Here is a 26,043-nt window from a genome sequence, read left to right as displayed (position 1 = left end):
GGGCCCAACTCCACACACACCCACCGGCGGCGCGGCGGCACCGTGCCGCTCGGCGTCACCACTCGATTGTGTGTGGAATGTGGGTGCGCCGGCGGGCCGAACTCCACACACACCCACCGGCGGCGCGGCGGCACCGTGCCGCTCGGCGTCACCACTCGATTGTGTGTGGAATGTGGGTGCGCCGGCGGGCCGTACTCCACACACATCCTCCGGCGGCGCGGGGGTGAAGTAGGGGAGGGCGTCGAGGTTGAAGCCGCCTCGGCAGACGGAGAGGTGGTCGAGGAGGCGCTGGGCGGCGGGGTCGAGGAGGCGGTAGGACCACTCGACGGTGGCGGTCACCGCTGTCGCTCGGTCGCCGCCGCGGGCCGGGTCGAGGACGTTGAGGCCGGCGCCGAGGCGGTCGCGCAGGTGGGTCAGGCCGAAGACCGACTCGCGGCGGGCGGCCAGTTCGACGGCGAGCGGGAGGCCGTCGACGAGGTGGCAGATGTCGGCGGCGATGGCGCGGGTACGGGCGTCGGGGGTGAAGTCGGCGCGCAGGAGGGCGGCGCGGTCGCAGAAGAGGGCCACCTGGTCGTCGGAGGGCAGCGGGCCGATCCGCAGGACGCGCTCGCCGGAGACGTCGAGGCGCTGGCGGGAGGTGGCGAGCACGCGCACGCCGGGGCAGCGGGTCACCAGCTCCTCGACGAGCGCGCGGACGGCGTCGAGCAGGTGCTCGCAGTTGTCGAGGACGAGGACGGCGGGGGTGGCGCCGAGGCGTTCGGCGAGGGCCGCGATGCCGCCGCGCGGTGCGGTGCGCAGGCCGAGTGCTCCGGCGACCGCGGCGGGCACGTCGGCGGGGACGGAGCGTTCGGCGAGTTCGACGACGAGTTCGCCGCCGGTGAGGACCTCGGTCATCAGCCGGGTCTTGCCGACGCCGCCGGGACCGACCAGCGTGGTGATCCGCCCGGCGGCGAGGGCCTCGCGCACGGTGGCGAGCTCACGGTCGCGGCCGAAGAACCGGTCGGCCCGCCGCCGGGCACTCCCGGTCGCCGGTGACGGTTCCACCGGCCGCGACACGGGCTCGGACAGCACGGCCGAGGAGGGGCGCAGGGCGGGATCCTCGGACAGGATGCGCTGCTGGAGGGCGGCCAGCGCGGGCGACGGGTCGAGGCCGTGACCCTCCGCGAGGCGGTCGCGGAACGCTCGGGCGACGGCGAGGGCCTCGGCGGTGCGGCCCGTCGCGTACAGAGCTCGCATCAGCAACAGCTGCGGCCTCTCGCGCAGCGGTGAGGCGAGGGCCAGAGCCTCCACGTCGGGCAGGGCGGCCGCCGCGTCGCCCGCGTCCAGGCGGCGTTCCAGGCACTCCTCCCGCAGGTGCCGCCGCCACTCCGCGAGCCGGGCCACCTCCGGGGCGAACGCCAGCCGGTCCGCCACGTCGGCGAGCGGATCCCCGCGCCACACCGCGAGGGCCTCCTCCAGGGTCGCCGCGGCCAGGTCCGGCGGCTGGACCCGGGCCGACGCGACGAGCTGCGAGACCCGCGAGGTGTCGAGGGCGGCCTCCAGCCGGTAGCCACCCGGCTCCCGGCTGATCGCGTCACTGCCGGTCTGCCTGCGCAGCCGGGACACGTAGCTGTGCAGGTTGCCGATCGCGTTCTCCGGCGGTTCGCCCTCCCAGAGCGCGTCGATGAGGTCGGTCACCGGGACCGGGCGGCCGGCGGCGAGGGCCAGGCGGGCGAGAAGCACGCGCTGCGGAAGGCCGGGCAGCGCGACGGGCGCGCCGTCGCGGCGCAACTCGATCGGGCCCAGCACGCCCACCCCGATGTCCACGGCGCCATTCTCACCAGTGGGCAGGGCCGCCGACCACTCGTTATCCACAGCACGTCAGGTAACGGACACTGGACGGGTGGAGATCGATTTCGGAGACGCCGGTTTCGTGCTCGACCCGTACCCTCGCATGGCTTTGCTCCGGGAAAGCGCCCCGCTCAGCCGGCACGGACCCACCGGGCGCTGGCTGGCCGCGAGCCATGCCGCAGCCGCCGCGGTGCTGCGCGACCGGCGACTGGGCCGCGTCTGGCGTGACCGCGAGCCGACCGCGATCTTCGAGCCGTTCAACGTGCTGCACCGCAATCAGATGATGGAGAACGAGCCGCCGGTGCACACCCGGCTGCGCTCGCTGGTGGCGAAGGCGTTCGGTCGCGGTCACGTCGAACGGCTGCGGCTGCGCGTCGCGACCCGGGCGGCGGGCCTGCTGAAGGAGGCGGGCAAGGAGTTCGACCTGCTGGGAGACCTTGCGGAGCCGCTCGCGGTCACCGTCGTGGGAGACCTGCTGGGCGTGCCGCAAGCTGATCGATTCCGGTTACGGCCTTGGTCGGCAAAAATCGTCAAAATGTACGAGGTGACGCGCTCACCGGCAAACGAGTCGGCAGCCCTGGAAGCCAGCCGGGAGTTCGCCGACTACCTCCGTGCCCTGGCCGCCCGCCGCCGCGCCGACCCCCGTGACGACCTGATCAGCCACCTCGTCGGGGTCGGTCTCACCGAGGACGAGGTGATCGCCTCTGCGGTACTCCTGCTCAACGCCGGCCACGAGGCATCGGTGAACACGCTCGGCAACGGCACGGTCGCGCTGCTGCGCCACCCCGAGGAACTGGCCCGGCTGCGGGCGGACCGCGAGCTGATCCCCACGGCGGTCGAGGAGATGATCCGGTACGACGGCCCGCTCCACCTGTTCGCCCGCACCGCCGCCGCCGACGTCGAGGTGGACGGCGTGACGATCCCCGAGGGCGACGAGGTGGCGGTCCTCATCGGCGCCGCCAACCGCGACCCGGCCGTCTTCGCCGACCCGGACCGCTTCGACGCCGGCCGCGTGCCGAACCCGCACCTCGGCTTCGGAGCGGGCCTGCACTTCTGCCTGGGCGCGCCGCTCGCCCGCATCGAGGCGCAGGCCGCCCTGACCGCCCTGCTCGACCACGCTCCCGTCCTGGAGCTCGCGGCCGAGCCGGAACTTCATCCGACGTTCGTGCTCCGGGGCTACCGGGCCGTCGCTGTTACGACGGCGGCGCGTTGACCGGTACGTGCCTCCCACGTTCCGCCGTATCTCCGCTTCCCCGGCGCTTTTTGTGGCCGCTGTCCTGTTTGTCGGGTTGACGGGCTGCACGCCGGTCGTGCCTGCGGGGCCGCCGGGTGCCGTCGCGCGATACGGGTTCGAGGCGGACTCCGAGTGGCGGGACACCACCGGCAACGGCGCCGACCTGTCGGTGGCGGGCAACACGGCGGGCACGGTGCGGCATGTTCCACACGGGCGGGGTCGCGCGGTCCGCTTCCCGGCACCGTGCCTGGTCAAGCCGTGCCCGCGGATCGTCCTGCGCACGCCGAGCCGCCCGCAGCTGAACCCGGGCAGCCGCGACCTGGCCTTCGGCGCGAGCATCCAGCTGGCGCCGGAGCACACCAGCGAGGGGCAGAACGTTTTGCAGAAGGGCTTCTCCGCCGAGGGGAGTCAGTACAAACTGCAGATCGACGGGTACGCGGGACGGCCGAGCTGTGTCCTGGTGGGCGCACCGGACCGCGAGATCTGGCGCGCCGTAGCGGACTCGATCGTCTCCGACGGCCGGTGGCACGACCTGGAGTGCCGGCGCACGGCGGCGACGCTGACTGTCTTGATCGACGGGGTGGAGCGAGGCTCGGCGGGCGTACCGAACGGCCTCTTCATCGCCGACGACCACCCGCTGATGATCGGCGGCAAGAGCACGTCGCAGTCCAACGACCAGTTCCACGGCGCTGTCGACGACGTGTGGATCGCGGTAGGAATCCCGCCCAGCAATCTTGGGCGCCGCGACCGCCGATAGCCGCCCTCGCCGCCCGAGGTTCGCGCGCCCTTCCGCGTCCGGCGAGACAGAACGCGCGTTCTTTCTCCCTCACGCCAGGCCGGCGGGCGAGCGCGCCCGGCGAGACAGAACGCGCGTTCTTTCTCCCTCGCGGCGGCGTTCTTGATCGGCTGGAGGAGGGCTCGTCTCAGGGGTGGGCGATAGGGTCTGCCGGTGCGGACGAAGCAGGAGTTGACCGAGGCTATTCGGCGGGAGCGGCGGGCGGCGCTCGTGGTCAACGCGCGGTCGCGGCGGGGGCGGCAGCTCTACGAGGATGCCCGGGAGCGGCTGGTGGCGGCCGGGTTCGACGTGCTCGGGGCCTATGCGGTGGAGCGTGATCTGGAGAAGTCGCTGGCGGAGGCGATCGGGCAGAGTCCGGATCTGCTGGTGGCCGGCGGCGGGGACGGCACGATCAGCACGGCTGGGCGGATGCTCGCGCACCGGGACATCGCGCTCGGGCTGTTGCCGTTGGGGACGACGAACAACTTCGCTCGTACGGTAGGGATTCTTCCCGACCTGGACGCCGCGATCGCCACGCTCGTGGACGGCGCGGTGATCGACGTGGATCTGGGGATCGCCGGTGACATGCCGTTCACCAACCACGTGGGTGCGGGACTGTCCGCCGAGGTGATGATCAGCGCGCCGAGCCGGCTGAAACGGGTGATCGGCCGGCTCGCGTACCCTATGACCGCTCTGGGGCTGCTCGCCCGGCACCGCCCGCTGCGGGTGACGGTGCGCGCGGACGGCCGTGAGCTGGTCTTCTCCACCCACCAGGTGTACGTGGCGAACGGCGGCTTCCACGCCGGGCGCCCGATCACCGCCGACGCCCACGCCGACGACCGGCTGCTCGTCGCGTATCCGGTGGGCGGGCCCACTCGCCTGGAGCTGCTGCGCGAGACCGCTCGCAACGCGCTCACCGGCCACCGCCGCACGCTGCACGAGCGGCCCTTCCTCGCCGTCGGCGAGCTGTGGCTGGAGACCGACCGACCGGCGCACGTCGAGGTGGACGGCGAGCCGTGCGGCCAGACGCCGCTGCGGATCGCGCTGGACGCCAACGCGCTGCGGATCATGGCGCCGCCCGGAACCCCGGACCATTAGAAAACCCCCGGGAGCGGCGAACTCCCGGGGGCTAGCTAGAACAGGTCAGGCCGGCGTCGACGCCTTCTCGTCGGGCGTCTCGCCCGCCGCGGCGGCACCCTCGGCCTCGGCGATGATCTGCTCGTCCTCGGCCTTGTGGCTGCGGTACTGGTTGATCGAGTAGACCAGCGCGGCCGCCCAGGCCAGGTAGATCACGGCGTAGAACGTGTACCGGACCGGGTCGGAGGCGTCGATCCAGTCGCTGCGCAGCAGGGACCGGGTGTTGGTCAGGATGATCAGACCGCCGACCGCGGCGCCGAGCACCCGCGGCGGGATGTGCCGGACCAGCCAGGCGGCGATCGGAGCAGCGATCACGCCACCGATGAGCAGGGCGAGAACCCAGCCGTAGTCGATGTTCTCGGAACCGATGCCGATCACGAAACCGATGCTCGCCGCGACCGCGACCAGGAACTCGCTGGTGTCGATCGAGCCGATCGTCTTGCGCGGCTCGAGACGGCCGCTGGCCAGGATCGCCGGGGTGCCCACCGGGCCCCAGCCACCGCCGCCGGTGGAGTCGACGAAGCCGGCCACCACGCCGAGCGGTGCCAGGAACCGCTTGCGCAGCGGCTTGCCGAGCTGGCCCTTGGGCAGGCCCTGGAAGGTGAAGCGGAGGAACACGTACAGGCCGAGCGCCAGCAGGATGATCGCCATCAGCGGCGCGGCGGTCTCGGTCGAGATGCTGGAGAGGAAGGTCGCACCGGCGAAGGCGCCGATCGCTCCCGGCACACCGATCTTCAGCACGACCTTCCAGTCGACGTTGCCGAAGCGCCAGTGCGAGAGGCCGGAGACCAGCGTGGTGCCGATCTCGGCGAGGTGCACGGTGGCGGACGCGGCCGCCGGGTTCGTGCCGATCGCCAGAAGGAGGGTGGTCGAGGTCACGCCGTAGGCCATGCCCAGGCTGCCGTCGACGAGCTGGGCCCCTAGCCCGACAAGAGCGAGAAGGAGGAGTTTCTGCATGTCTCACCGCCAGTGGTGGATTAGGGGGGTGTGTCCGCCCGTCAGCGTCATTGCCGACCTGTTATGCCAAGCCTGTATTTCCTATTTATTGGGTCGGAGATTAGTACGTGGAGCGGCGGAGGGCAAGCTCGCATCCACATGCTGTGACCGCTCTCGGTCCCGATAGCCTTCTCACATGGCCGACGCTGATGATGTGCGCCGCCTGGCGCTGGCGCTGCCGCACGTCGTGGAGATCGACAGTGACGGCTTCGACTTCCGCGTGGCGAACAGGGGTTTCGTCTGGTCGTACCCCGAGCGGATACCCGGAAAGCCGCGGGTCATCCGGACCGACGTGGCCGTTCTCTACGTCGGCGACGAGGCGGAGAAACAGGCGCTGCTGCTCGGCGAGCCGGCCCTGTTCTTCACCGTAGCGGGGTACAACGGCCTGCCGCTGGTGATGCTGCGCCTACCCGAGGTCTCGGTCGAGCGGCTCACCGAACTGATCACCGACGCCTGGCAGATGCGCGCCCCCGAGGATCTGACCCCGAGGGAGCTTCGACGGGAGCCGTGACGCGATCTCGGCCCGCAGGTGCGGACAGGTCGCGATGTCCTCGGCCTCGCACCGCGCGGCGTGCTCGACGATCGCGAGCGAGGCCTGCGCGGCGGCTATGCGTTGCCGGAGGCGCTCGCTGTGCTCCTCGTAGAGCGCACGGCGAGCCGCGCGGTCGGCGGTCCGGGCCAGCAGCGTACGGGTCTGCTCCAGGCTGAGCCCAGCCTCCTTGCCCAGCTGGATCAGCACGACCCGGGTCGCCTCGGCCGGCCCGTAGACGCGCCGGCCCCCGCCGTCACGCGCGGGAGCGAGCAGGCCCATGTCCTCCCAGTGACGCAGCACGTGCGGGGCGAGCCCAAACCTCGCCGCCAGGTCACCGATCGACATCGTGGCGCTTGACCTCATGTCGACATGAAGATGCAGATTCCGGTGATTGTCAACCGCATCTCCGGGAGAGCTCATGTTCGACGCACGCGCCAGCGCCTCGTACGATCGGCGGGCCACCCGCCTCCTGAACGGCCTCTACCGCAGGGTGGCGTCGGAGGTCGCCGCCGCCGCGCCGCCGGGCGCCGCCGTCCTGGACATCGGCACCGGGCCCGGACGGCTCCCGCTGCACTTGGCCCGCCTGCGCCCCGACCTCGCGCTGACCGGCGCCGACCTCTCCCCCGACATGGTGGCTATCGCCGAGCGGGCGGCCGGTTCGGCGCGGATCGCGTTCCGGGTGGCGGATGTCGCCGATCTGCCCTGGCCCGACGCGAGCACCGACCTGATCGTGTCGACGCTCAGCGCCCACGAGTGGCCCGAGCCGGAGCGGGCCGCGGCCGAGCTGATCCGCGTGCTGCGGCCCGGCGGGCGGCTGATGATCTATGACTTCCGGTTCGCGAGGCTCGGGCGCCTGGCGCGCGAGCTGCCGGTCGAGCGGGCGGCGCTGCACCGGCTCTCGCTGTTCACGTGCCTCAGAACACCCGAACCTGTGGGTTGCCTATGATCACGAGTCCTGTTTAGGTAAGGCTTACCTTAATACGAACGGGATTCGAGATATGACATTGGAGTTCGCCGCGCCCGTCAACGACCTTGAGAGCGCGGTAGTGATCACCGAGAAGGTCGACATCGAGGCGCTGGCCGCGGTCTACCGCCGGGTGCACGCCGCCGACCTGCACCTCGTCGACCACAGCACGCCCACCGTGGAGGAGCGCCTGGTGTGGACCGCGGAGGCTCCCGGTTTCCAGGCCGCGCTCGGTTTCGTGGACGGCGAGCTGGCCGGGACCGTGATGGGCTGCCCGCTGCCGCCGGAGACGCTGTGGTGGCGGGACCTGACCGACAACAACGACCCAAACCTGGCGGTCGAGTGGGAGGGGCGCACGTTCGCGATCTGCGAGGCGTTCGTGCTTCCCGAGCACCGGCGGCACCGGCTGGGCGTACGCATGGTGAACGACCTGCTGGAACAGCGCACGGAGGAGAGGGTCTCGCTGGCCGTCTCCGAGACGAACACCCGGGTGTGGCACGCCCTGCAGCGGATCGGCTTCCAGCACGTCGGCGATCTCGTGCCGTTCCCGGGCTGGCGGTCGCACCGGATGCTGGTCCGGGGCCTGCCGCTCAGCGCTTCGCGATAGATCGGGATCCGGGGCGGTCCCGGCGCTGGGCAGCAGCGCCGGGACCGCCCCGGAGACTCAGGGAGCGGACGGCGTGGAGGACTGCGACGCCTTGCGGTAGGCGAGCAGCCCGAGCACCAGGCCCGCGATGCCCGCGACCAGACCCGCGATGCCGAGCGCGTTGCCCGAGCCGCTGTCCTCCTCACCCGCGGCGTCCGCCGTGACCGTTTCCGCCTCGGCCGACGCGGTGGGCGCGCCCTCGGGCGCCGCCGCGGTGAGCTTGAGCACCGGCGCGGGAGCCTCGGGCTCGGTCCCGTCGGTGGCGGGCTCGTCGATCCACCGGACGATGTTGCCGTCCGAGTACGTCTGCAGCGCCTTGAAGACCATCTGGTCGGCCTGCGGCAGCGGGCCGAGCGAGACGTCGAACTCCTGGAACGTACCCGGCTTGATCTCCGCCCCGGCTCCGGCCGTCCACGTGATCTTGCTGACCGCCTCGGTGATCTCGCTGTCGTGCACCTTGATCGGGGTGGCCAGCTTCGATTTCTCCGCCTTCGCGGTCCAGCCCGCCACCGGCTTGAGCGAGACCGAGCCGACCGGGGCGTCGGCCGGCAGGTTGATCTCCAGCTTGGTGGTCGAGGCGGTGTCGCTCTCGTTCGGGACCCGGAACGTCACCTTGGTGTATCCGCCCTGCGTGGCGGTGCCGGGGTTCACCGTCACGTGTGCGGCCGCGGGACCGGCCAGGGCGAGTACGAAAGCGGCCGCCAGGGCGGAGACGGACGCGGTACGCCGGAGGGTTTGCTTCATCACTGACCTTTCACGCCTTGCGGCGACGGACGAACAGGAAACCGGCGATGCCGGCCAGTACAACAACGACAGCCACGACAATCCCGACATAGGAGGTTTTGTCAGATGCCGGTTCGACGGGGGCAGCCTCTGCGGCGGGAGTGGTTGCGGCGGGGGTAGACGTAGCGGCTGGGGCAGATGTCGCGGGGGCGGCAACCGTGAACTGGTAGGAACCCTTCACCGTGTGCCCGTCCGTCGACGCCACCGAATAGGCGACGGTGTACACCCCGTTCGCGAGCACACCCTCCACCTCGACCGAGCCGGTCGGGCCGTCGACCACCGGCTCCGACGCGGGCACCTTCTGCTTGGCCGAGTCGCTGACCGTGATGCTCGTCCGCTCCGGATCCAGCTTCTGCAGGAACTTCAGCGTGATCTCGGTGGGCGCCTCCGTCAGCGTCGCCTTCTTCGCCGGTGACGCGTCGACGAGCGCGTTGTGCGCCCAGGCCGGCGAGCCGGGGGCGATCCCGGCGAGCACGCCCAGGGCCAGGGCGAACAGCGCCGGCAGAGCTGCTGCTCGACGGGCGGGACGGCGTGGAGCTCGACTGAACATGCCTCCTTAGTCGCCACTCGCGCATCTCCAGTTCCCGGAAATTTCCTGGGAACTATCTGAGCACCATCGGCGACCAACGCTGCAACGCTCTCAATCGAGGAGAAGGACAGCCGATGACAGCGACGCCCGAGCTCGCCGTTCTGGAGACACCGGCCCGCCCCGTACGCCGCCCATCCGCCATCGGTGCCCTGCTGCTGCGGCTGCACTTCTACGCCGGAGTGCTGGTCGCGCCGTTCCTGGTGATCGCCGCCGTCACCGGCCTGCTCTACACGGTCACCCCGCAGCTCGACGGGATGCTCTACGGCGACAGGCTGACCGCCGCCTCCCCCGGCGGGACCGCGCTGCCGCTCGCCGACCAGATCGACGCCGCCCGCGCGTTCCACCCCGGCGGCACCCTCGCGGCGGTCCAGCCCGGCGACGGCGACCTGACCACACGCGTCGTCTTCTCCCAGCCCGACCTCGGCGAGAAGCAGCACACCGTCTACGTCGAGCCGTCGACCGGCGAGGTGCGCGGGCAGCTCACCACCTGGTACGGCTCCACGCCCGTGACCACCTGGCTCGACGACCTGCACCGCAACCTGCACCTGGGCGACCTGGGCCGGCACTACTCCGAGCTCGCCGCCAGCTGGATGTGGGTACTCGCGCTCGGCGGCATCGTCCTCTGGTGGCGGCGCCGGCGCAGCGTCCGCGGTCTGCTCACCCCCGACCTCGCCGCCAAGAAGGGCGTACGCCGCACCCGCGGCTGGCACGCCGCCACCGGCGTCTGGCTCGCCGTCGGCCTGCTGATCCTCTCCGCCACCGGCCTGACCTGGTCCCGCTACGCCGGCGAGAACTTCTCCAGCCTGCTCGACTCGCTCGACGCGCACCGTCCCACGCTGTCGATCCCCTCCTCCTCCGCCCCGGCCGGCGGCCACCACGGCTCCGGCACCACCGCCGCGCCCGTCTCCCCCGCCGAGGCCGACACGGTCCTGAGCACCGCCCGCGCCGCCGGCCTGACCGGGCCCGTCGAACTCACGGTCCCCGAAGCGGGCGGCCAGCCGTGGACCGTCGCCGGCATCGACAACGTCTGGCCGGTCCGCCTGGACAGCGTCGCCGTCGACCCGTCCTCCGCTGCCGTCGTGGCGCGCAACGACTACGCGGACTGGCCGGTTCTCGCGAAGCTCAGCAAGCTGGGCGTGCAGGCACACATGGGCATCCTGTTCGGCGTGGTCAACCAGGTGCTGCTGGCACTGCTGGCGGTCGGCCTGCTGTGCGTGATCCTCTGGGGGTACCGGATGTGGTGGCAGCGGCGCCCCACCCGCACGGAGCGCCGCGCGCTGGTCGGTGCGCCACCGGCCCGGGGAGCCTGGCTCGGCCTGCCCGCGTGGGCGATCGTGGTGGGTGTGCCGGTGGTCTTCGCTGTCGGCTGGGCGATGCCCCTTCTCGGAATACCCCTGGCGGCCTTCCTGCTGATCGATTTCGCCGCCGGCTTCCTGCGCGGCTCCAGAGGTACGCGATAACGACCGTCCCCGCCGGACCCCGCGTCCCGCCCACCACGCGACCGGCTGCCACTCCGGACCGTCCGGCGCCCACGGGCCCGTAGTCCGGCCGGCATCGGCCGTCCCCACCTGACTCATTGCCGGCTGGGTGGCGGGCTACGGCGAGGTGGGACGGCGGGAGGCGTGGCGGAGTACCTCGGCTATCAGATGGCGGGTGGCGTCGTCCGGCAGGGAGTAGACGACGTTGCGGCCCCGGCGGCGGCGCTGGACCAGGCGGGCGTCGAGCAGGCAGCGCAGGTGATGTGCCACCGCCGTGGGGTCCGCCGGGACCGCGGCCGACAGCTCACCGGCGGTGCGTTCGCTGTCCCGCAGCAGCACCAGGATGTGCAGCCGGTGTTCGTAGGCCATGCCCCGCAACACCGTCACCGCCCGGCTGATCAGGACAGAGGTCACGAGTTCCGCTCCTTGAAGAAGGGCCTCAGGACGGCCGAGAGGACCAGGATCGTGGTGGCCGCCAGGGCGATGCTCGCCCCGGCGGCGATGTTGAGGTGCGTGGAGGCGTACAGGCCGAGCAGGCCGCTCGCCACGGCGAACAGGACTGCCAGGAGGGTGATCACCGGCAGGCGGGTGGACCAGAGGCGGGCGGCGGCGGCCGGGGCCACCAGCAGGGAGATCGCGAGGATGGTGCCGACAGCGGGGACCAGCGTGACCACCGCGATCTCGATGATGATCAGCAGGAGGAGGGTCCAGGCCCCGGCGGGGACACCGGCGGCGGTGGCGGCGGCCGGGTCGAAGCCGGTGTACAGCAGGGGGCGGGCGCTGAGCGACAGGATCGCAACGACCGCTGTCAGGACACCGCCGGTGATGACCAGATCCCGCGTCGTGACTGTCAGGATCGAGCCGACCAGATAGGACGACAGGTCGCGGCTGAAGCTGTTCTGGGTGGCGACCAGCCCGGCGCCCAGCGCGAAGCCGGCGGACAGGACCACCCCGGTGGCGGCCGCGGCGTTCTGGCCGGGGCGGCGGGTCAGCGCGGCGACACCGAGGACCACCAGGACGCCGGTGGCCATGCCGCCGAGCAGCAGGTCCACGCCGAACAGGGCGGCGATCACCACGCCGGGAAACGTGGCGTGGGTCAGGGCCATCGTGAAGAAGGACAGGCGCCGCACCACGATGTGCACGCCGACGAACCCGGCCAGCGCACCGGCCAGGACGACCTCCGCGACGGCCCGGTGGACCGCGTCGTCCCACCAACTCATGAGCGAACCCGGGCGAGCGAGCGAATCCGGGCGAGCGAGCGGACCCGGACGAGCGAGAGCACGAGCAGCATGAGGTACCCGGCGACCAGCAGGAGCACCACACCGGACGCCGAGGCCAGGGCGATGCCGTGTTCGACCGAGGCGTACCAGCTGGCCAGCAGCCCGGTCCAGCCGGCGAGCAGGATCAGGCCGGTTCCGGTCAGCGCCATCACCATCGGGCGGTGGCTGACCAGGCGCGCGGCCGCCGCCGGGACGATCAGCAGGGCCACGACCAGGATGGTGCCGACGGCGCGGACCGCGGCCACCACCACGAGGGCGACGATCACGTTCAGCCAGAGGTCGAGCCAGAAGACGCGGTAACCGGCGGCGGTCGCGGCAGCCGGGTCGAACGCGCGCAGCAGCATCGCGCGGGCGCCGGCCGCCAGCACGGCGAGGATCAGGGCGGCCAGGGCCGCGGTCTCGGCGATCTGCTGCATGGTCACCGTGAGGAGGCGCCCGAAGAGGAAGGAGGTCAGATCAGAGGTGTACGAGCTACGCCTCGAAACCAGCACGACGCCGACCGAGAACATGGCCGTCAGCACGACCGCCGTGGACGCGTCGTCGCTGAGCGCGCCCCGACGGGTCAGGAGGGTGAGTACGACGGCGGTGAGCAGGGCCGCGACCAGCGCACCGAGGAAGATGCCGTCCAGCCCGCCGGCCAGGAACCCGACCACCACCCCGGGGAAGACGGTGTGGGTGAGCGCGTCGGAGACGAAGGAGAGCTTGCGGACGAGCACGAGTACGCCGACCGGCCCGCAGATCACCGCGAGCAGGACGATCTCGGCCAGGGCGCGGCCCATGAACGGCACGGTGAACGGTTCGATCACGGCGCCGTCTTGTCGATCAGGCAGACGGAGTCCGCGAAGTCACCGGCCAGGCGCGCGTCGTGGGTGCTCAGCACGAGTGCCGCGCCGGCCGCGGTGAGCTCGCGCAGGACGCTGAGGATGGCGTCCTGGCTCACCGCGTCGACCCCGTTGAAGGGTTCGTCGAGCAGCAGCAGGCGGGGTTCGGCCACGATCGCCCGGGCGAGCAGCACGCGCTGGCGCTGCCCGCCGGAGAGCAGCCCGAACGGGCGCCCGGCCTGCTCGCCGAGCCCGACCTGGCCGAGAGCCTCGCGGGCCGCACGGCGGTCGGCGGCGCCGGTCGGGCGGAACCAGCCGATCCGCCGGTACCGGCCCATCAGCACCACCTGGCCGGCGGTGACCGGGAAGTCCGCGTCGAGGTCGCCGACCTGCGGGACGTATCCGCACAGCTCACGGGCCCGCGCGGGGCTGCGGCCGAAGATCCGGGCGGTGCCGGCGAGCACCTCGGCCAGCCCCACCGCGGATTTGATGAGCGTGGACTTGCCCGCGCCGTTGGGGCCGACGAGGGCCAGCTTCCGACCGGGCCCCACCTCGAGGTCCACCCCGGCGACGACGGGCGCGCCCCGATAGCCGGCACTGACCCCCGTGTAGTGGAGCGCGGTCATCAGCTCAGCGCTTCGACGATGACCCGGGTGTTGTGCTCCTCCGCGCCGAGGTAGGTGCCCTGCGGGGTGCCGTCGGCGCCAAGGCTGTCGCCGTAGAGGGCGTCCTCACCGGCCACCACCTTGACCCCGGCCTGCTGCGCGATGGCCTCGGCGCTCTTGGCCGGCAGCGAGCTCTCCGCGAAGATCGCCTTCGCTCCGGTCGCCTTGATCTTGTTGACCAGGTCGGTGAGCTGCTGGGCGGAGAGTTCGGCGGAGGTGTCCAGGCTGGGGATCACCGAGCCGACGAACTCCAGGTCGTAACGGGCCACGTAGTAACCGAACGCGTCGTGGTTGGTGACCAGCTTGCGGTTGGTGATCTTCGCGAAGGCGGCGGCGTTGGCGGCGTCGAGCGCGTCGAGCTCGGCCGTGTAGGCGGTCAGGTTCGTGGTGAACGTGGCGGCGTCGCCGGAAGCGGCCGCGGCCAGGCCCTTCTCGATGTTGGCGACCATGATCTTGGCGTTGCGGGGGTCGTGCCAGATGTGCGGGTCGTGCTCGTCGCCCTCCTCGCGCAGGGTCACGCCCTGGCTGGAGTCGACGACCGCGCCCTTGAAGCCGGCCGACTCGATCGTGCGGTCCAGCCACTCCTCCAGGCCGACGCCGTTCTTCACGACGACCGCCGCCTCGCCGATCGCCTTGATGTCGGCGGGTGTCGGCTCGTAGTCGTGCGGGTCCACGTTGGGCTTGATGATCTGGGTGACCGTGACCCGGTCGCCGCCGACGTTGCGGACGAAGTCGGCGACCTCCGGGGTCGTCGCCACCACGGCCAGCCGGGTGGTGCCGGTCGCGGCGTCGCTCTGCGAGCCACAGCCCGCCAGGGTCAGGCCCACCACGACTGTCAAAGCTGCTGAAATCAGTTTCACGGCCGAAACGGTAATGGTTTTCAACAATCATCGTCTAATGACGAGATGACAATACGTTCATCAATTCTCATGCACTGTTCGAGATATCAGCAGAATTGCATGTCAGGCGTCGGCGAGCCGGGCTAGGGCGGCCAGGAGGCGGTCGATTTCGTCGGGCGTGTTGTAGATGTGCAGGCTCACGCGTACGGAAGTCGTCCTTTCACTCTGACCGGCCTGGCAGAGGCCGTCGGCGCGGACGTAGAGACCGTCGCCGGCGAGGATGAAACCGAGGTCGTTGGAGCCGATCGAGCGGTGCCGGAAGGTGACGATGCCGTGCCGCTGCTGGACGCTGGAGCCGGTGGTGAGACTGCGCTGGCAACCGAGGATCTCGTAGGCGGGCATCCGGGAGAGGCCGTCGGTGAGGCGTACGCCCAGGGCCTGGTTCCAGCGGGCGACGCGCTCGACGCCGGCCTCGTCCAGCCAGTCCAGGGCGGCGGTGAGGCTCACGATGCCGCTGGTGTTCGGTGAGCCGATCCAGCCGCCGGGCACGAAGCGCGGGCCGCGCCGGTTCCGTGCCCAGACGACGCCGACGCCGGGCAGCGCCATCGTCTTGTGGCCGGAGAAGACGAGAAAGTCCACATCCAGGTCGTCCAGATGAATCGGGATATGGCCGACGCTCTGCGCGGCGTCCAGGCAGATCGGCACGTCCGGAGCCAGGGCCCGCAGACGCTGCACGTTCATGTCCCCGCCGTAGACGTGGTGCACGTGGGTGGCGGCGATCAGCCGGGTCCGGGGGCCGGCCACCAGGTTCCGGTGGTCGTAGTCGTGGGCGGCGTCGTAGGGAATCCCCCGCACGTCAGCACCCACCTCGGTCCACGGGACCACGTTGGCACTGTGGTCGGCGAGCGGGACCAGGATCTCGTCGCCCGGCTGGAGCTGGGGCGCGAGCCAGTCCCGCGCGACCGCCCGCAGCCCCTCGGTCGTGCCGCTGACGAAGTGCACATCCGAAGCATCAGAGGTGTCGCCGAGGAATCGGCGGACCCGATCACGCGCGGACTCGATCCGGGCCGTCGTCCGGTTCGCCCACGGGTAGGTGCCGCGGGCGGCGTTGGCGTTCGCGGACGACAGGTAGTCGACGACCGCGTCCAGGACCACCTGCGGCTTCTGCGAGGTGGCCGCGCTGTCCAGATAGGCCACGCCCGGGTTGCCCTCGATCATCGGGAACTGTTTGCGCAGCCCGGCCTGCCAGTCCCGGTCAGTCTCGAACAAGTTCACCACCGGCGTCCCGCCACGCGATGATCCCGCCGTCGAGCGACCGCACGTCCGGATGCCCCATCCGGGTCAGCAGCGCCGCGTAGGCCGCGGACTTCTCCCCCACCGGGCAGACCAGCAGCACCGGTTGCCGGCGGCTGAACGGCAGCCCGGCCTGCAGCAACTCGGCGAACACCTCGTCCACGATGTTGATCGAGCCGTCGATGTGCAGGGCCTGATATGCGTACGGGTTACGCAGATCCACGACCAGGGCCCGCCGGGCGAAATCCGGTGCGGCGGCGACGGAGACCGCGGGTGCGGCTGCGAGCTCGGCGGGGCTGAGCGACGAGACGGAGTGCGGGCGCGGTGGTCGGCCGAACAGGGCGGGGCGGCGTTCCCGCAGGTAGCTGACATACGGTTCGACGCGATCGCAGACGATGAAGACAGCCGTCTTGCGGGATTTCAGAACTGCGTCTTGCGTACGCAAAAAGCTCACCGCGCCCTGGTAGGCACCTCCGCCAGTGGGCCCCGCAAGCGTGCCGCACCGGCGCACCAGCGTGAGCAGACCGTCGATGGCCTCGTCCGCGGTGATCGTCTCGATGGCGTCGTAGACGCCCGGCTCGAAGAGGCCGACCTCGTGCACCTCGTCGATGGTCCGGATGCCGGGTATGAAGTCGCTCTTCGCCGCGACCAGCCCGATCACCCGGGTGTCCGGGTTGTACCGGCGCAGCGCCCGGGCCACCCCGGTGGACGAACCGGCCGTGCCGACGCAGGCGATGAAGTAGTCCGGCGCGGTCCCGTCCAGATCCTTGATGATCTCCGGACCGGTGCCGTTCAGGTGCGCCTCGGCGTTGAGCTCGTTGAAGTACTGGTCGGTGTGGACGAAGCCGGCCGTGGACTCGTTGAGCACCTGGTACATCCGGGTGAGCGGGTCGTCGGTGTCGGACGGGTCGAGGCACTCGGAGCGGCCCGGCAGCTCGTCGATCTCCGCGCCGAGCAGCAGCAGGAGATCCTTGATCTCGGGGATCCGCATCCGGTTGGTGACGCTCTTGAACGGCAGCCCGTGCATCCCGGCGATCAGCGCGAGGGCCTTGGCGGTGTTGCCGCTGGAGAGTTCGACGACGGTGTCACCGCGCTCGGCCGCGCCGGCCAGCAGCGGGCGGACCATGCTCCACGCGGCCCGGTCCTTCAGCGACCCGAACGGGTTGAGAAGCTCCAGCTTGGCGTAGAGGTCGATGTTGCGCAGACCGTGCACGGCCGGGTCGATGCGCAGCAGCGGGGTCTCGCCGATGGCCTCGGTGATGTCGTCGACTCTCATGGCTCCTCCGGGGACGGCGGGTGGACGGGCCAGTAGTTCTCGTCGAGGCACCAGCGCCACGCCGCGCCGGAGCGGTAGAGGGCGACCTTGCGGCCGGGCGGCTTGCGCAGCGCCGTGGTGGCGGTGAAGTCCATGAAGTAGCCGGCGGCGTTGACGAAGACGAGCAGGTCACCGGGTTGCGGGGTGTGCGGGAGGAAGACCTGCCGCCGGGTGATCAGGTCGGATTCGAGGCAGAGGTTGCCGAAGAGATAGAAGCCTTTACCGGCATCTGTCGGGTTTGGCCGCTGAGGAACGTGGATCGGGTCCATGAGGACGCCGTGCTCCTCCAGGCCCACGTCCCTGGCATTCATGTCCAGCTGGATCCGGTCTTCGTCCACCGCCAGGACCCGGGTCACCACGAGGCCGCACTGGTCAAGGAGGGCCCGGCCGGGTTCGATGTCGAGGTCGATCATGTGGTCCAGGAGCAGTTCGCCCAGCGGGCGCCGCCGGCCCGGAGCATCGGTGCTGAGGAGCTTGTCCAGGTAGTCAGGTCCAGCGGCCGGGCGATATGACGGATATAAGGCGAGACTTCCCTTCAAGGTGCCCGCTTCGGCGCGCAGGCCGTAGCCGTGACCGTTCCAGGTCAGCGGAGGGCGGTTGCCGAGGACGGCCTGGGCCAGCTCGGACGTGTACGTCTCCCACTGCGCGCCGTCGGCCAGGTAGTTGACGCCGAAGCCGCCGCCGATGTCGAGCGACCACGGGCGCAGGCCGGCCGCCCGGCACCGGTCGAGCGCGGCGAGGCAGCCCTCCAGCGCCACCGCCTTCTCGCGGATCTCGACGGTGTCGAGGTGGTAGGAGACACCGGCCAGGTCGAGTTTCCCGGCCGCCGCCAGCACCTCGTCGAGCGCGGCGACCGGAACGCCGAAGCGGCTGCGGCGGGTCATCACGCGTACGCCATCGGCCTCGAAACCGGAGAGCCGGACCGTCACTCTCGGCCTGGCCAGGCGATATGCCGACACCAGGGCGGTGAGCTCGCGCAGCTCGGCGGCCGAGTCGGCGTTGACGGTCACGCCGGTGCGCGCGGCCAGCCAGAGGAACTCCCGGTCCTTGGGGCCGGTCGCCATGATCCGGTCCGGGGTGAAGCCGGAGGCGAGCGCGTGCTGCAGTTCGCCGAGGGAGGCCACGTCCACCCCAGCCTCGCCGGCGGCCAGCTCGCGCAGCAGCGCCGAGGACTGGTTGGCCTTGTGGGCGAAGTAGATCTGCCCGCCCAGCCGGTGCCGCTGACGGACCGCGCGGAACGCCGCGACGTTCTCCCCCACGCGCTGCGGCAGAACCACGTTGACCGGTGAACCCAGGCCGTCGACGAGTTGTCGCAGCAATTCGCCGTCATCGAGAACGGATTGAGTCGACTGATCAATTCTCGGAAACAGGGAAAGCACTGTGGAAATCCTTCCGGCGTGCCCCCAACCTATCAAACAGTCCGCAAATCCAATGTGTGCCAGATCGCTGTTTCCTGATCGCCGGTGGACCACCAGAGCATCCCGTCCCGGGTGGCGGCAAGATCGGCGGCGGCGGACAGCACAACTGTCTTCCCGGTGACCAGGTCGTGCACGACGAGACCCGCGGTTCCGGTGACATCGGAGTCGGGGCGCGTCTCGGAGAGCACCTCGAAGCGATCCAGCACCGCCACGTCGCTGACCGCGGACTGGGTGCCGGCGCCGGCGATCCGCCGCCGCTCGGTGCCGTCCGGGCGCATCATGTCGATCCGGGCCAGCCCGTCGCCGGACATCACCATGACCCGGCACCAGGTGGGCACGCACATGTTCCACTCGGGACCGGTCGCGGTGACCCGCTTCTCCTCGCCGGTGGTCATGTTCCGCATCCGGATCGCGCCGGCCTGGCCGCCGACGTCGTCGGTGAGCCACGGCCAGGCGGTGAGCGCCCACTGGCCCTTCTCGGTACGGACCCGGACCGGCCCGCCGGTGAGCGCGGCCGAGCGGATCTCGGTGACGCCCTCGCCGTCGTCGCCGGCCGCCGCCCAGTGCACCCGCCCGCCGGCGACGACCAGGTCGTGCTGGTTGCCGTAGAACAGCACCCGCCCGGTGTCGGCGGTGACCATCCGCGGCTGGTCGCGCCCGCCGAGTTTCGCCGCCCAGATCTCGGTCGCGCCCTCCCCCGCCGACTCGGTCCACAGCAGTTCGTCGTCGGTCGCGGTCACGTTGTCGAAGCGGAACATGTCGCTGTCCGGCAGGCTGCGCAGCTCCCGCCAGCCCATGGCCGTCTCGATCACCAGCCGCAGCGTGCCGCCGGTCGTGACGGTGCCGACGGCCGTGGTGGCGTCCAGGAAGAGCAGCGGTGCCACGTTGAGTTCGGGCAGGTCGGCCCGCTGCGCCGAGGGCCACGCCTGTCCCGGTCCGGGGCGCACCGGCGCGGCCGGTGCCGGCGTGCCGGACTCGGGCAGCCCGCCGGCCAGCAGCGCGCCGGCCGCCAGCAGGGCGATCGCCAGGGCGACGTGCGAACGGGCGGTCATTCGTAGGGCCGTTTCGGCTCGGCGGCCGGCTGCCACTGGACCACCTCGAGGTAGGCGATGTCGGCGTCGTTGACCGGGTCGGTGCCGCGCCGAGTGCTGTGCCGGCCGGTGACCTGTACCCAGGATCCGGCCGGTACGTCGATCAGCGGCCCGCCGGTGAGCCCCACCTTGATCGGGCGGCCGTCGGCGGCGCAGCAGCTCATCACGATCCGGGCCAGCATCGGGGCGCCGTCCTCGCCGGTCGCCACGAACCCGGTCAGCTGGACCTGGCGGCCGGCGAGACTGCGGCCGTCGTCGTAGAGCGCGCGGACCGCGTAGTCCAGCAGTCCGATCGGGACCGGGTCGCCCGCGGGCAGCGGCGGGAACTCCGAGTCGGACGCGCTCACCGGCACGGTGCCGGACTGGCCGGCGGTGAACGAGCCGAGGGCCGGCGGCGCCACCAGCAGCAACCCGAGTACGGGAAGGATCAGCAGCCAGCCCACCCAGGGCTCGTGGTCGTGGCCGTGGTCGTCGTTTCGCGGCCTCAGTTCGTAGATCAGGGTTGCCACCGCGGTCGCGACCAGCACCACGCCGGCCGCGATCAGGAACGGGCGCAGCCCCTCCTTGACGTAGCGCAGGTACAGGTCGGTCAGGGAGGCCTTGAGGACGGCGCCGCCGAGCAGGAGCAGGACCACGGCCTGCGCCCGCCGGTTCACAGGATCACCAGGCCGGTCAGCGAGGCCACCAGGACGGCCACCGCGAAGGTGACCGGGGCGAATCGCGCGGCGAACCGCCGGCCGAAGACGCCGGTCTGCATCGAGATCAGCTTGAGGTCGACCATCGGGCCCACGACCAGGAACACGAGGCGCGAGGTCAGCGAGAACTGGGACAGCGAGGCGGCCACGAAGGCGTCCGCCTCGCTGCAGATCGACAGCAGGACGGCCAGGACCGCCAGGGCCAGCACGGACAGCACCGGGCGGGCGGCCAGGGTCTGCAGCCATGCCTCCGGGACGAGCACGTTGATGGTCGCGGCGGCGGCCGCGCCCAGCACGAGGAAGCCACCCGCGTGGACGACGTCGTGGCGGCACGCCGACCAGAACGCCCGGCCCCGCGAGGAGCCCTCGTCGGCCCGGTGCGGCAGCCTGATCCAGTCGGCCCGGCCCAGGCGCAGCCAGAGCCAGCCCATCAGGACCGCGACCACGAGGCTGGCCAGGCCGCGGGCCAGGACCATCTCCGGGTTGTCCGGGAACGCCACGGCGGTGGCGGTCAGCACGATCGGGTTGATCGCGGGCGCGGCCAGCAGGAAGGCCAGGGCCGCCGCAGGCGTCACTCCGCGCCGGATCAGCGAGCCGGCGATCGGTACGCTGCCGCACTCGCAGCCGGGCAGGATCACGCCCGCGACGCTCGCCGCCGGAACGGCGAGCGCCGGGTGCCGCGGCAGGGCGCGGGCCCAGAAGGAGCGCGGCACGAACACCGCGATCACGGCGGACAGCAGGACGCCGAAGACGAGAAACGGGACCGCCTGGACCAGCACGGACACGAACACCGTGGTCCAGGTCTGCAGCCGCTCGCCGGACACGAGCCCGGACAACCGCCCGCGGAACAGAACCAGCAGCACCAGCAGCGCGGCAAGGAACTCGACGGACCCGACGCGGCTGCCGGCACGATCAGCGGTCACCCTCACGGCGAAGGAATCTACCGGTTGACCGCTCCGCCCCCGCCTCCACGACACCGTCCGGGTGACCTCTACGGGCTGGCGGCGAGGAACAGGAAGACCGCCAGCAGGCTCAGGTGCAGGCCGCCCTGCAGGATGTTGGCGCGGCCGGGCACGACCGTGAGCGTGCCCACCACGACGGTCAGGACCAGCAGCACCATCTGGGTGCCGCCCAGGCCCAGCAGCAGCGGCCCGTCGAGCCAGATCATCGCCGTCGCGATCGCCGGGATCGTCAGGCCGATGCTGGCCATCGCGGAGCCGAGTGCCAGGTTGAGGCTGGTCTGGATGCGGTCGCGGGCGGCGGCGCGGACCGCGGCGATGGTCTCCGGCAGCAGCACGAGCAGGGCGATGACCACACCGACGACGGCGTGCGGCAGGCCCGCCGCGGCGACGCCGGACTCGACGGCCGGGGAGATGCCCTTGGCCAGGCCCACGACGGCGATCAGGGCGACGAGCAGCAGGCCGAGACTGTTCAGCGCGGTCCGGCTCGACGGCGGGTCCAGGTGCTCCTCGGAGTCGATCACCTCGCCGGAGGTGGTGATCGGCATGAAGTAGTCGCGGTGCCGTCGGGTCTGCACGGCGACGAAGAGCAGGTAGAGGCCGAGCGACACGACGGCGGCGAAGGCCAGCTGTGCCGGGGAGAACTGCGGGCCGGGGCGGCTGGTGGTGAACGCCGGCAGCACCAGGCTGAGGGTGGCGATCGCGGCGACGGTGGCGAAAGCCGCGCCGGTGCCCTCCGGGTTGAACACGGCGATGCGGCGGCGGACGGCACCGACCAGCAGGGAGATGCCGAGAATGCCGTTACAGGTGATCATCACGGCCGCGAAGACGGTGTCGCGGGCCAGCGACTGCGACTTCTCGCCGCCGCTGATCATCAGGGTGACGATGAGGGCCACCTCGATGATGGTGACCGCCACGGCGAGGATCAACGATCCGTAGGGCTCACCGACGCGGTGCGCGACCACCTCGGCGTGGTGGACGGCGGCCATCACCGCACCGCCGAGCAGCAGCGAGACGACGACCACCGCGGGTGGCGGCAGGTCGCGGCCCCACGTCAGGACGAGCGCGGCGAGTGCCAGAATCGGGACATAGAGGGTCCAACGGGTCAGGATCTTCGACATCATTCGTCAACTTTGCCAGCCTCCGGCCGTGGGCGGTCCGAGTGCCCGAGATCGCGGCCGGGCGCCACCCGGTCGCGGACCATGCGCTTGAGCGGCGGCAGCTCGGGGAAGCCGCCCTCGGCCTTGCGCGACCAGAGCGTCTCGCCGTCGAGGCGGATCTCGAAGACCCCGCCGACGCCGGGCACCAGCGCTACCTCACCCAGGTCGCGCGGGAACGTGGTAAGCAGTTCCTGCGCGGTCCAGGCCGCGCGCAGCAACCAGCGGCACTGCGTGCAGTACTCGATCTCCAGACGGGGCTGTGGCACGAGTACGCATTCTTCCAGCATGATCATGGGTGGAAAAGCCGCGAGCAGGGAGAGTGTCAGTTGAAGCGTGCCTGGATCGGTGTCTGTGCGGCCGCGGTGGCGGTGGCGGCCGGCGGCTGTTCGGACGACGGCGCCGGGGCGGAGCCCGTGAAGCCGCTCGACTACGTGGCGCTCGGGGACTCGTACGCCGCCGGGCTCGGCGCCGGCAACTACGTCGACACCAAGTGCTATCAGAGCAGGGACAGCTCCTACCCGCAGCTCTGGGCGAAGACCCGGACCCTCGGCACGATCACCGACCGGACCTGCAGCGGAGCCCTGATCAAGACCGTCCGCGAGACGCAGCTGGACGCGGTCGACGCGGACACCGGCTGGGTGACGCTGACCGTCGGCGGCAACGACGCGGGCTGGACCGGCGCGCTGCAGCAGTGCCTGCTCGGCTCGGACCAGACCTGCCGGTCGACGGTCGAGCGGTCGACCAGCACCGTCGAGGCGACCCTGCCGGACGACCTGGACGGGCTCTACACCGCGATCCGCAAGCGCGCGCCGGAGGCGAAGGTGTTCGTGCTCGGCTATCCGCACCTGGTCGGCGCGGGCGGCACGGGGTGCGAGTCGCTGAACGACGCCCGGCGCGGCGCGCTCAACGACGGCTCGGACTCGCTCAACGAGAGCATCGCGGCGGCCGTGGGCAAGCACGAGGGGTTCACCTTCGTGGACGTGCGGGAGGCGTTCAAGGGCCACGAGGCGTGCACGGGCGATCCGTGGATCAACGCGGTACGCGACACGCTGCCGGAGTCGTTCCACCCGAACGCGGCGGGTTACGAGGCGTACGCGAAAACGCTGGCCGAAGTAACCGGCTGACCTTCCGGCGCTCACCGGGGGTTCGCCCGCCGTTGGCCTGACCGGGGTGCGATGGGCCGTGCACCACGCGAACCACTACTACGGCCACACGTACGTCCTGGCCCGCTACTGCGGGTACCAGGGCGCCGATCCGCCCCGGATCCACGGCTACCTGCAGCACGGCTGGAACATCGGCGACGGGCTGGCACCGGACCACGAGTTCGTGCCGGGCATCCCGGCGTTCGTCTGGAGCGAGCGGACCCGCCGCCGGGCCTGGTCGATGGGGCGGCGGCAGGTGTACGTGACCGGCTCGCCGTGGGCGTACCTGCTGGCCATGACCCCCGACGACGGCGGCACCCGGCGGGAGGGGACGATCTGGTACCCGTTCCACGGCTGGGAGGGCCAGCACATCGAGGGTGACCACGACCGGCTGATCGCGGAGATCCGCGACACCGAGGACGGCCCGGTCACGGTCTGCCTGTACTGGCAGGAGTACCGGACGGCCCGCGTGCGCCGCCGCTACGAGCGGGCCGGGTTCCGGGTGATCTGCCACGGGTACCGCGGCGGCTGGTGGCGCGATCTCGACCCGCTGTTCCTCGACCGCCAGCTGGCCGAGCAGCGCCGGCACCGGCGGGTCGCGTCGAACCGGCTGTGCAGCGCCCTGCTCTACGGAACCCTGGCCGGCTGCGAGCCGGCCGTCTACGGCGATCCGATGCAGCTGGAGGGTGAGCGGGACCTGTTCGGCGGGCGGCCGCGGATCCGGCGGCAGTGGTCGGCGATGCACGGCAAGTCGGTGGACCCCCGCGTGGCGTACGAGATCGCCGCCGACGAACTGGGCGCCGAGCAGCTGCTCTCGCCGTCCGAACTGCGATTTCTGTTCCGATGGCACGAGGAGGCCGCCGCGTGACGCCGCTGCTGCTCGGCGGCGAGATGCCGCACTGGTCCGACCGCGAGCCCACCGGTGGCGCCGCGCTGGGGGAACTGGTCGCCGCGGCGTCCGGGCACACCCTGGTCGTCGGGCCGCACGACCCCGCGCTGATCGAGGCGGTACCGGCCCGGCACGTGACGGTGCTGGTGCGCGGGGTGCCGGACGCGGAGGCGCTGGCCGCGCGGTTCGCGTCCCGGCCGGGCTTCGAGGTGTGCTGCGGGAGCCTGGAGAAGCTGGCGGCGGTTCCGGCGTACGACACGGTGATCGCGCTGGACGGCCTGGACCGGACCGGCTCGGCCGAGAGCCCGGACATCTCCTGGGCGGCGGGGCTGTCCCTGCTGCTCGCGGTGCTGCGCCCGGGCGGGCGGCTGCTGCTCGGCGTGGACAACGCGGTCGGCCTGCACCGGATGCTGGCCTGCGCGGCCGAACCCGGCGACGCGGAGTGGGGCTCGGCGTTCGACCCGACCCGCCCGACCGGCCCGGACCGGCTGCGCGAGCGGCTCCACGAGGGTGGGCTGCCGGCGCTGCGGACCTATGCCGCCTTCCCCTGTCCGCAGTCGCCGTCGGTGCTGCTCGACGAGAGGCTGCTCGACGCGCCGGACCTCGACGGTTTCGTCGCGAGCGCCCTGCGCCGGGCGGGCGACGGCGGGAAACCGCTGCTCGCGGACCCGCGCCCGCTCGCCGTCCAGCTGCTGCGCCACGGTCTGGCAGCCGCCACGGCACCGGGGTGGATCGTGGTGGCGGGTCGCGGCGCGGCGCTGCCGGACGGCATCGTGGTCTCCGGCGCGGTCACCGAGCTGACCGGGGGGCACCTCACGAACAAGGGCACCGGGGAGCGGCTGCCGGTGCCGGCCGGGCGGTGCCTGCACGATCTCCTGCTGGCGGCGGTCCGGGGCCACGACCGGGTGCGGCTGCGGGCGCTGCTGACGGCCTGGCAGGGCGGCGAGACGGCTCCGGTCGACGCCGACGCGGTGATCGTCGATTTCGAGGGCCGGCTGCACGCGGTCGCCTCCCCCGCGTCACCCGGGGAGGCGCTGCGGCGGTTCGCCCAGGCGGTGCACGACGAGGGCCTGGCGCATCTCTGGCCGTCGCCCGCCGACTCCTCGGAGACCGCGGCGCTGCTGGGCGCGATCGCGGGGGTGGAGATCGGCGCGGGCGCGGCGAGGCCTCCGGCGCGGGCGTTGCGCGAGCTCACCGCGGCGCACGACCGTCTGGCGCGAGAGCTGCGCGAGGCCAAGGACCAGGCCCGATGGTACGACGACAAGCTCGCCGAACGCGACGCCGAGCTCGCCCGCGCCCACCGCGTCATCTCCCTGCTCAAGGGCACCGTCCCGGGCCGCGCCGCCACAGCCGTCCGCGGCGCCCTGCGCACCGGCAAACGCGCCGCCCGAACCGCCCTGACCCGCCTCAACCGAAACCCCTAATGGGAGCTACTGGGTCAGCCGTTGGCAGACTTGGTGCCTAGTAGCCGCGAGCGGGTGAGCACTCCCAACCCCTGGACCTATGTCGAGT

The 26,043-nt window shown here is 71.7% G+C and carries 28 protein-coding genes; 10 read left to right on the top strand and 18 right to left on the bottom strand.

The annotated features are described in order from the left end of the window. The coding region (locus AB0M02_RS40050; RefSeq protein WP_364237149.1) for a BTAD domain-containing putative transcriptional regulator at positions 1 to 1,806 on the bottom strand (1,806 nt) is incomplete at its 3' end. 76 nt (positions 1,807 to 1,882) lie between these two features. Between AB0M02_RS40050 and AB0M02_RS40045 the strand changes: the two genes are divergently transcribed. The 3 genes from AB0M02_RS40045 to AB0M02_RS40035 all read left to right on the top strand — a co-directional run bounded on the left by AB0M02_RS40045 (position 1,883) and on the right by AB0M02_RS40035 (position 4,937). After that, positions 1,883 to 3,043 carry a cytochrome P450 gene (locus tag AB0M02_RS40045; protein WP_364237147.1) on the top strand — a complete coding sequence of 387 codons (1,161 nt, stop codon included), beginning with the start codon at positions 1,883 to 1,885 and terminating at the stop codon, positions 3,041 to 3,043. Between the two features lie 97 nt (positions 3,044 to 3,140). Then, positions 3,141 to 3,821 (top strand): LamG-like jellyroll fold domain-containing protein, encoded by a 681-nt coding sequence (locus AB0M02_RS40040; RefSeq protein ID WP_364237145.1) that lies wholly within the window; start codon positions 3,141 to 3,143, stop codon positions 3,819 to 3,821. 192 nt (positions 3,822 to 4,013) lie between these two features. Further along, positions 4,014 to 4,937 (top strand): diacylglycerol kinase family protein, encoded by a 924-nt coding sequence (locus AB0M02_RS40035; protein ID WP_364237143.1) that lies wholly within the window; start codon positions 4,014 to 4,016, stop codon positions 4,935 to 4,937. 45 nt (positions 4,938 to 4,982) lie between these two features. On the opposite strand, the gene AB0M02_RS40030 is transcribed toward AB0M02_RS40035, so the two are convergent. Next, complete coding sequence (locus AB0M02_RS40030) at positions 4,983 to 5,933, bottom strand: sulfite exporter TauE/SafE family protein (RefSeq protein ID WP_364237141.1); 951 nt, start codon at positions 5,931 to 5,933, stop codon at positions 4,983 to 4,985. A gap of 175 nt (positions 5,934 to 6,108) precedes the next feature. Here AB0M02_RS40030 and AB0M02_RS40025 point away from each other — a divergent pair, with 175 nt between their 5' ends. Then, positions 6,109 to 6,483: a hypothetical protein gene (locus AB0M02_RS40025; RefSeq protein WP_364237140.1), complete on the top strand. Its 375-nt coding sequence runs from the start codon at positions 6,109 to 6,111 to the stop codon at positions 6,481 to 6,483. Here AB0M02_RS40025 and AB0M02_RS40020 read toward each other — a convergent pair. Then, positions 6,379 to 6,867, bottom strand: coding sequence for a MerR family transcriptional regulator (locus AB0M02_RS40020; RefSeq protein ID WP_364237137.1), 489 nt, complete (start codon positions 6,865 to 6,867; stop codon positions 6,379 to 6,381). The two genes, AB0M02_RS40025 and AB0M02_RS40020, sit on opposite strands and share 105 nt — an antisense overlap. A gap of 55 nt (positions 6,868 to 6,922) precedes the next feature. Here AB0M02_RS40020 and AB0M02_RS40015 point away from each other — a divergent pair, with 55 nt between their 5' ends. Next, positions 6,923 to 7,450: a class I SAM-dependent methyltransferase gene (locus tag AB0M02_RS40015; RefSeq protein WP_364237135.1), complete on the top strand. Its 528-nt coding sequence runs from the start codon at positions 6,923 to 6,925 to the stop codon at positions 7,448 to 7,450. 52 nt (positions 7,451 to 7,502) lie between these two features. Beyond that, positions 7,503 to 8,075: a GNAT family N-acetyltransferase gene (locus AB0M02_RS40010; protein WP_364237132.1), complete on the top strand. Its 573-nt coding sequence runs from the start codon at positions 7,503 to 7,505 to the stop codon at positions 8,073 to 8,075. Between the two features lie 57 nt (positions 8,076 to 8,132). Here AB0M02_RS40010 and AB0M02_RS40005 read toward each other — a convergent pair whose 3' ends face one another. Together AB0M02_RS40005 and AB0M02_RS40000 are read right to left on the bottom strand one after the other, a co-directional pair. Further along, a complete protein-coding gene (locus AB0M02_RS40005; protein ID WP_364237129.1) occupies positions 8,133 to 8,858 on the bottom strand; it encodes a YcnI family protein in 726 nt (241 codons plus the stop codon). Positions 8,859 to 8,868: 10 nt separating this feature from the next. Next, positions 8,869 to 9,447: a copper resistance CopC family protein gene (locus tag AB0M02_RS40000; protein ID WP_364237128.1), complete on the bottom strand. Its 579-nt coding sequence runs from the start codon at positions 9,445 to 9,447 to the stop codon at positions 8,869 to 8,871. Positions 9,448 to 9,560: 113 nt separating this feature from the next. On the opposite strand from AB0M02_RS40000, the gene AB0M02_RS39995 reads away from it, so the two are divergent. Further along, positions 9,561 to 10,946 carry a PepSY domain-containing protein gene (locus tag AB0M02_RS39995; RefSeq protein WP_364237126.1) on the top strand — a complete coding sequence of 462 codons (1,386 nt, stop codon included), beginning with the start codon at positions 9,561 to 9,563 and terminating at the stop codon, positions 10,944 to 10,946. A gap of 135 nt (positions 10,947 to 11,081) precedes the next feature. Here AB0M02_RS39995 and AB0M02_RS39990 read toward each other — a convergent pair whose 3' ends face one another. The 13 genes from AB0M02_RS39990 to AB0M02_RS39930 form a co-directional block, all read right to left on the bottom strand. Next, complete coding sequence (locus AB0M02_RS39990; protein ID WP_364237124.1) at positions 11,082 to 11,378, bottom strand: metalloregulator ArsR/SmtB family transcription factor; 297 nt, start codon at positions 11,376 to 11,378, stop codon at positions 11,082 to 11,084. Continuing rightward, on the bottom strand, positions 11,375 to 12,184 hold the full coding sequence (locus tag AB0M02_RS39985) for a metal ABC transporter permease (RefSeq protein ID WP_364237122.1): 810 nt from the start codon (positions 12,182 to 12,184) through the stop codon (positions 11,375 to 11,377). Before AB0M02_RS39985 ends, AB0M02_RS39990 begins: the two co-directional genes overlap by 4 nt. Next, complete coding sequence (locus AB0M02_RS39980) at positions 12,181 to 13,050, bottom strand: metal ABC transporter permease (protein WP_364237120.1); 870 nt, start codon at positions 13,048 to 13,050, stop codon at positions 12,181 to 12,183. The genes AB0M02_RS39985 and AB0M02_RS39980 overlap by 4 nt, the downstream gene beginning before the upstream one ends. Then, positions 13,047 to 13,691, bottom strand: a complete 645-nt coding sequence (locus tag AB0M02_RS39975) for an ATP-binding cassette domain-containing protein (RefSeq protein WP_364237119.1) — start codon at positions 13,689 to 13,691, stop codon at positions 13,047 to 13,049. The genes AB0M02_RS39980 and AB0M02_RS39975 overlap by 4 nt, the downstream gene beginning before the upstream one ends. Continuing rightward, the gene (locus tag AB0M02_RS39970; protein WP_364237118.1) at positions 13,691 to 14,590 is read right to left on the bottom strand and encodes a metal ABC transporter substrate-binding protein; all 900 of its coding nucleotides are present in this window, start codon (positions 14,588 to 14,590) and stop codon (positions 13,691 to 13,693) included. The genes AB0M02_RS39975 and AB0M02_RS39970 overlap by 1 nt, the downstream gene beginning before the upstream one ends. A 102-nt stretch (positions 14,591 to 14,692) precedes the next feature. Further along, complete coding sequence (locus AB0M02_RS39965; RefSeq protein WP_364237115.1) at positions 14,693 to 15,838, bottom strand: aminotransferase class V-fold PLP-dependent enzyme; 1,146 nt, start codon at positions 15,836 to 15,838, stop codon at positions 14,693 to 14,695. Further along, positions 15,825 to 17,138, bottom strand: coding sequence for a pyridoxal-phosphate dependent enzyme (locus tag AB0M02_RS39960; RefSeq protein WP_364237113.1), 1,314 nt, complete (start codon positions 17,136 to 17,138; stop codon positions 15,825 to 15,827). Before AB0M02_RS39960 ends, AB0M02_RS39965 begins: the two co-directional genes overlap by 14 nt. Further along, positions 17,135 to 18,496: a Y4yA family PLP-dependent enzyme gene (locus AB0M02_RS39955; RefSeq protein WP_364237111.1), complete on the bottom strand. Its 1,362-nt coding sequence runs from the start codon at positions 18,494 to 18,496 to the stop codon at positions 17,135 to 17,137. Before AB0M02_RS39955 ends, AB0M02_RS39960 begins: the two co-directional genes overlap by 4 nt. A gap of 92 nt (positions 18,497 to 18,588) precedes the next feature. Then, positions 18,589 to 19,647 carry a hypothetical protein gene (locus AB0M02_RS39950; RefSeq protein WP_364237109.1) on the bottom strand — a complete coding sequence of 353 codons (1,059 nt, stop codon included), beginning with the start codon at positions 19,645 to 19,647 and terminating at the stop codon, positions 18,589 to 18,591. Then, entirely contained in the window at positions 19,644 to 20,342 is a 699-nt protein-coding gene (locus AB0M02_RS39945) for a TIGR03943 family protein (RefSeq protein ID WP_364237106.1), read from the bottom strand. The genes AB0M02_RS39950 and AB0M02_RS39945 overlap by 4 nt, the downstream gene beginning before the upstream one ends. Next, positions 20,339 to 21,310: a permease gene (locus AB0M02_RS39940; protein WP_364237105.1), complete on the bottom strand. Its 972-nt coding sequence runs from the start codon at positions 21,308 to 21,310 to the stop codon at positions 20,339 to 20,341. Before AB0M02_RS39940 ends, AB0M02_RS39945 begins: the two co-directional genes overlap by 4 nt. 62 nt (positions 21,311 to 21,372) lie before the next feature. Beyond that, positions 21,373 to 22,464, bottom strand: a complete 1,092-nt coding sequence (locus tag AB0M02_RS39935) for an ionic transporter y4hA (RefSeq protein ID WP_364237102.1) — start codon at positions 22,462 to 22,464, stop codon at positions 21,373 to 21,375. Further along, a complete protein-coding gene (locus AB0M02_RS39930; RefSeq protein ID WP_364237375.1) occupies positions 22,461 to 22,787 on the bottom strand; it encodes a SelT/SelW/SelH family protein in 327 nt (108 codons plus the stop codon). The genes AB0M02_RS39935 and AB0M02_RS39930 overlap by 4 nt, the downstream gene beginning before the upstream one ends. Positions 22,788 to 22,826: 39 nt before the next feature. Here AB0M02_RS39930 and AB0M02_RS39925 point away from each other — a divergent pair, with 39 nt between their 5' ends. Genes AB0M02_RS39925 through AB0M02_RS39915 form a run of 3 tightly spaced genes read left to right on the top strand, consistent with a single transcriptional unit; the run spans position 22,827 to position 25,955 of the window. Next, positions 22,827 to 23,624 (top strand): SGNH/GDSL hydrolase family protein, encoded by a 798-nt coding sequence (locus tag AB0M02_RS39925; RefSeq protein WP_364237100.1) that lies wholly within the window; start codon positions 22,827 to 22,829, stop codon positions 23,622 to 23,624. A gap of 58 nt (positions 23,625 to 23,682) precedes the next feature. Continuing rightward, entirely contained in the window at positions 23,683 to 24,510 is an 828-nt protein-coding gene (locus tag AB0M02_RS39920) for a hypothetical protein (protein WP_364237372.1), read from the top strand. Next, complete coding sequence (locus AB0M02_RS39915) at positions 24,507 to 25,955, top strand: hypothetical protein (protein ID WP_364237098.1); 1,449 nt, start codon at positions 24,507 to 24,509, stop codon at positions 25,953 to 25,955. The genes AB0M02_RS39920 and AB0M02_RS39915 overlap by 4 nt, the downstream gene beginning before the upstream one ends. Positions 25,956 to 26,043: the final 88 nt, after the last annotated feature.

Source organism: Actinoplanes sp. NPDC051861, assembly GCF_040681145.1.
Taxonomy (GTDB): Bacteria; Actinomycetota; Actinomycetes; order Mycobacteriales; family Micromonosporaceae; genus Actinoplanes.
Note: the sequence above shows the minus strand (reverse complement) of the source record. Positions and strands in the feature narration are given on the sequence as shown.

Bases quoted from the DNA above. Each gene is read 5' to 3' on its own strand.
- AB0M02_RS40025 (WP_364237140.1), top strand. From the start codon at position 6,109: ATGGCCGACGCTGATGATGTGCGCCGCCTGGCGCTGGCGCTGCCGCAC.
- AB0M02_RS40005 (WP_364237129.1), bottom strand. From the start codon at position 8,858: ATGAAGCAAACCCTCCGGCGTACCGCGTCCGTCTCCGCCCTGGCGGCC.
- AB0M02_RS39930 (WP_364237375.1), bottom strand. From the start codon at position 22,787: ATGCTGGAAGAATGCGTACTCGTGCCACAGCCCCGTCTGGAGATCGAG.
- AB0M02_RS40010 (WP_364237132.1), top strand. From the start codon at position 7,503: ATGACATTGGAGTTCGCCGCGCCCGTCAACGACCTTGAGAGCGCGGTA.
- AB0M02_RS40015 (WP_364237135.1), top strand. From the start codon at position 6,923: ATGTTCGACGCACGCGCCAGCGCCTCGTACGATCGGCGGGCCACCCGC.
- AB0M02_RS40000 (WP_364237128.1), bottom strand. From the start codon at position 9,447: ATGTTCAGTCGAGCTCCACGCCGTCCCGCCCGTCGAGCAGCAGCTCTG.
- AB0M02_RS39960 (WP_364237113.1), bottom strand. From the start codon at position 17,138: ATGAGAGTCGACGACATCACCGAGGCCATCGGCGAGACCCCGCTGCTG.
- AB0M02_RS39995 (WP_364237126.1), top strand. From the start codon at position 9,561: ATGACAGCGACGCCCGAGCTCGCCGTTCTGGAGACACCGGCCCGCCCC.
- AB0M02_RS39950 (WP_364237109.1), bottom strand. From the start codon at position 19,647: ATGACCGCCCGTTCGCACGTCGCCCTGGCGATCGCCCTGCTGGCGGCC.
- AB0M02_RS39985 (WP_364237122.1), bottom strand. From the start codon at position 12,184: ATGAGTTGGTGGGACGACGCGGTCCACCGGGCCGTCGCGGAGGTCGTC.
- AB0M02_RS40030 (WP_364237141.1), bottom strand. From the start codon at position 5,933: ATGCAGAAACTCCTCCTTCTCGCTCTTGTCGGGCTAGGGGCCCAGCTC.
- AB0M02_RS39975 (WP_364237119.1), bottom strand. From the start codon at position 13,691: ATGACCGCGCTCCACTACACGGGGGTCAGTGCCGGCTATCGGGGCGCG.
- AB0M02_RS40020 (WP_364237137.1), bottom strand. From the start codon at position 6,867: ATGAGGTCAAGCGCCACGATGTCGATCGGTGACCTGGCGGCGAGGTTT.
- AB0M02_RS39935 (WP_364237102.1), bottom strand. From the start codon at position 22,464: ATGATGTCGAAGATCCTGACCCGTTGGACCCTCTATGTCCCGATTCTG.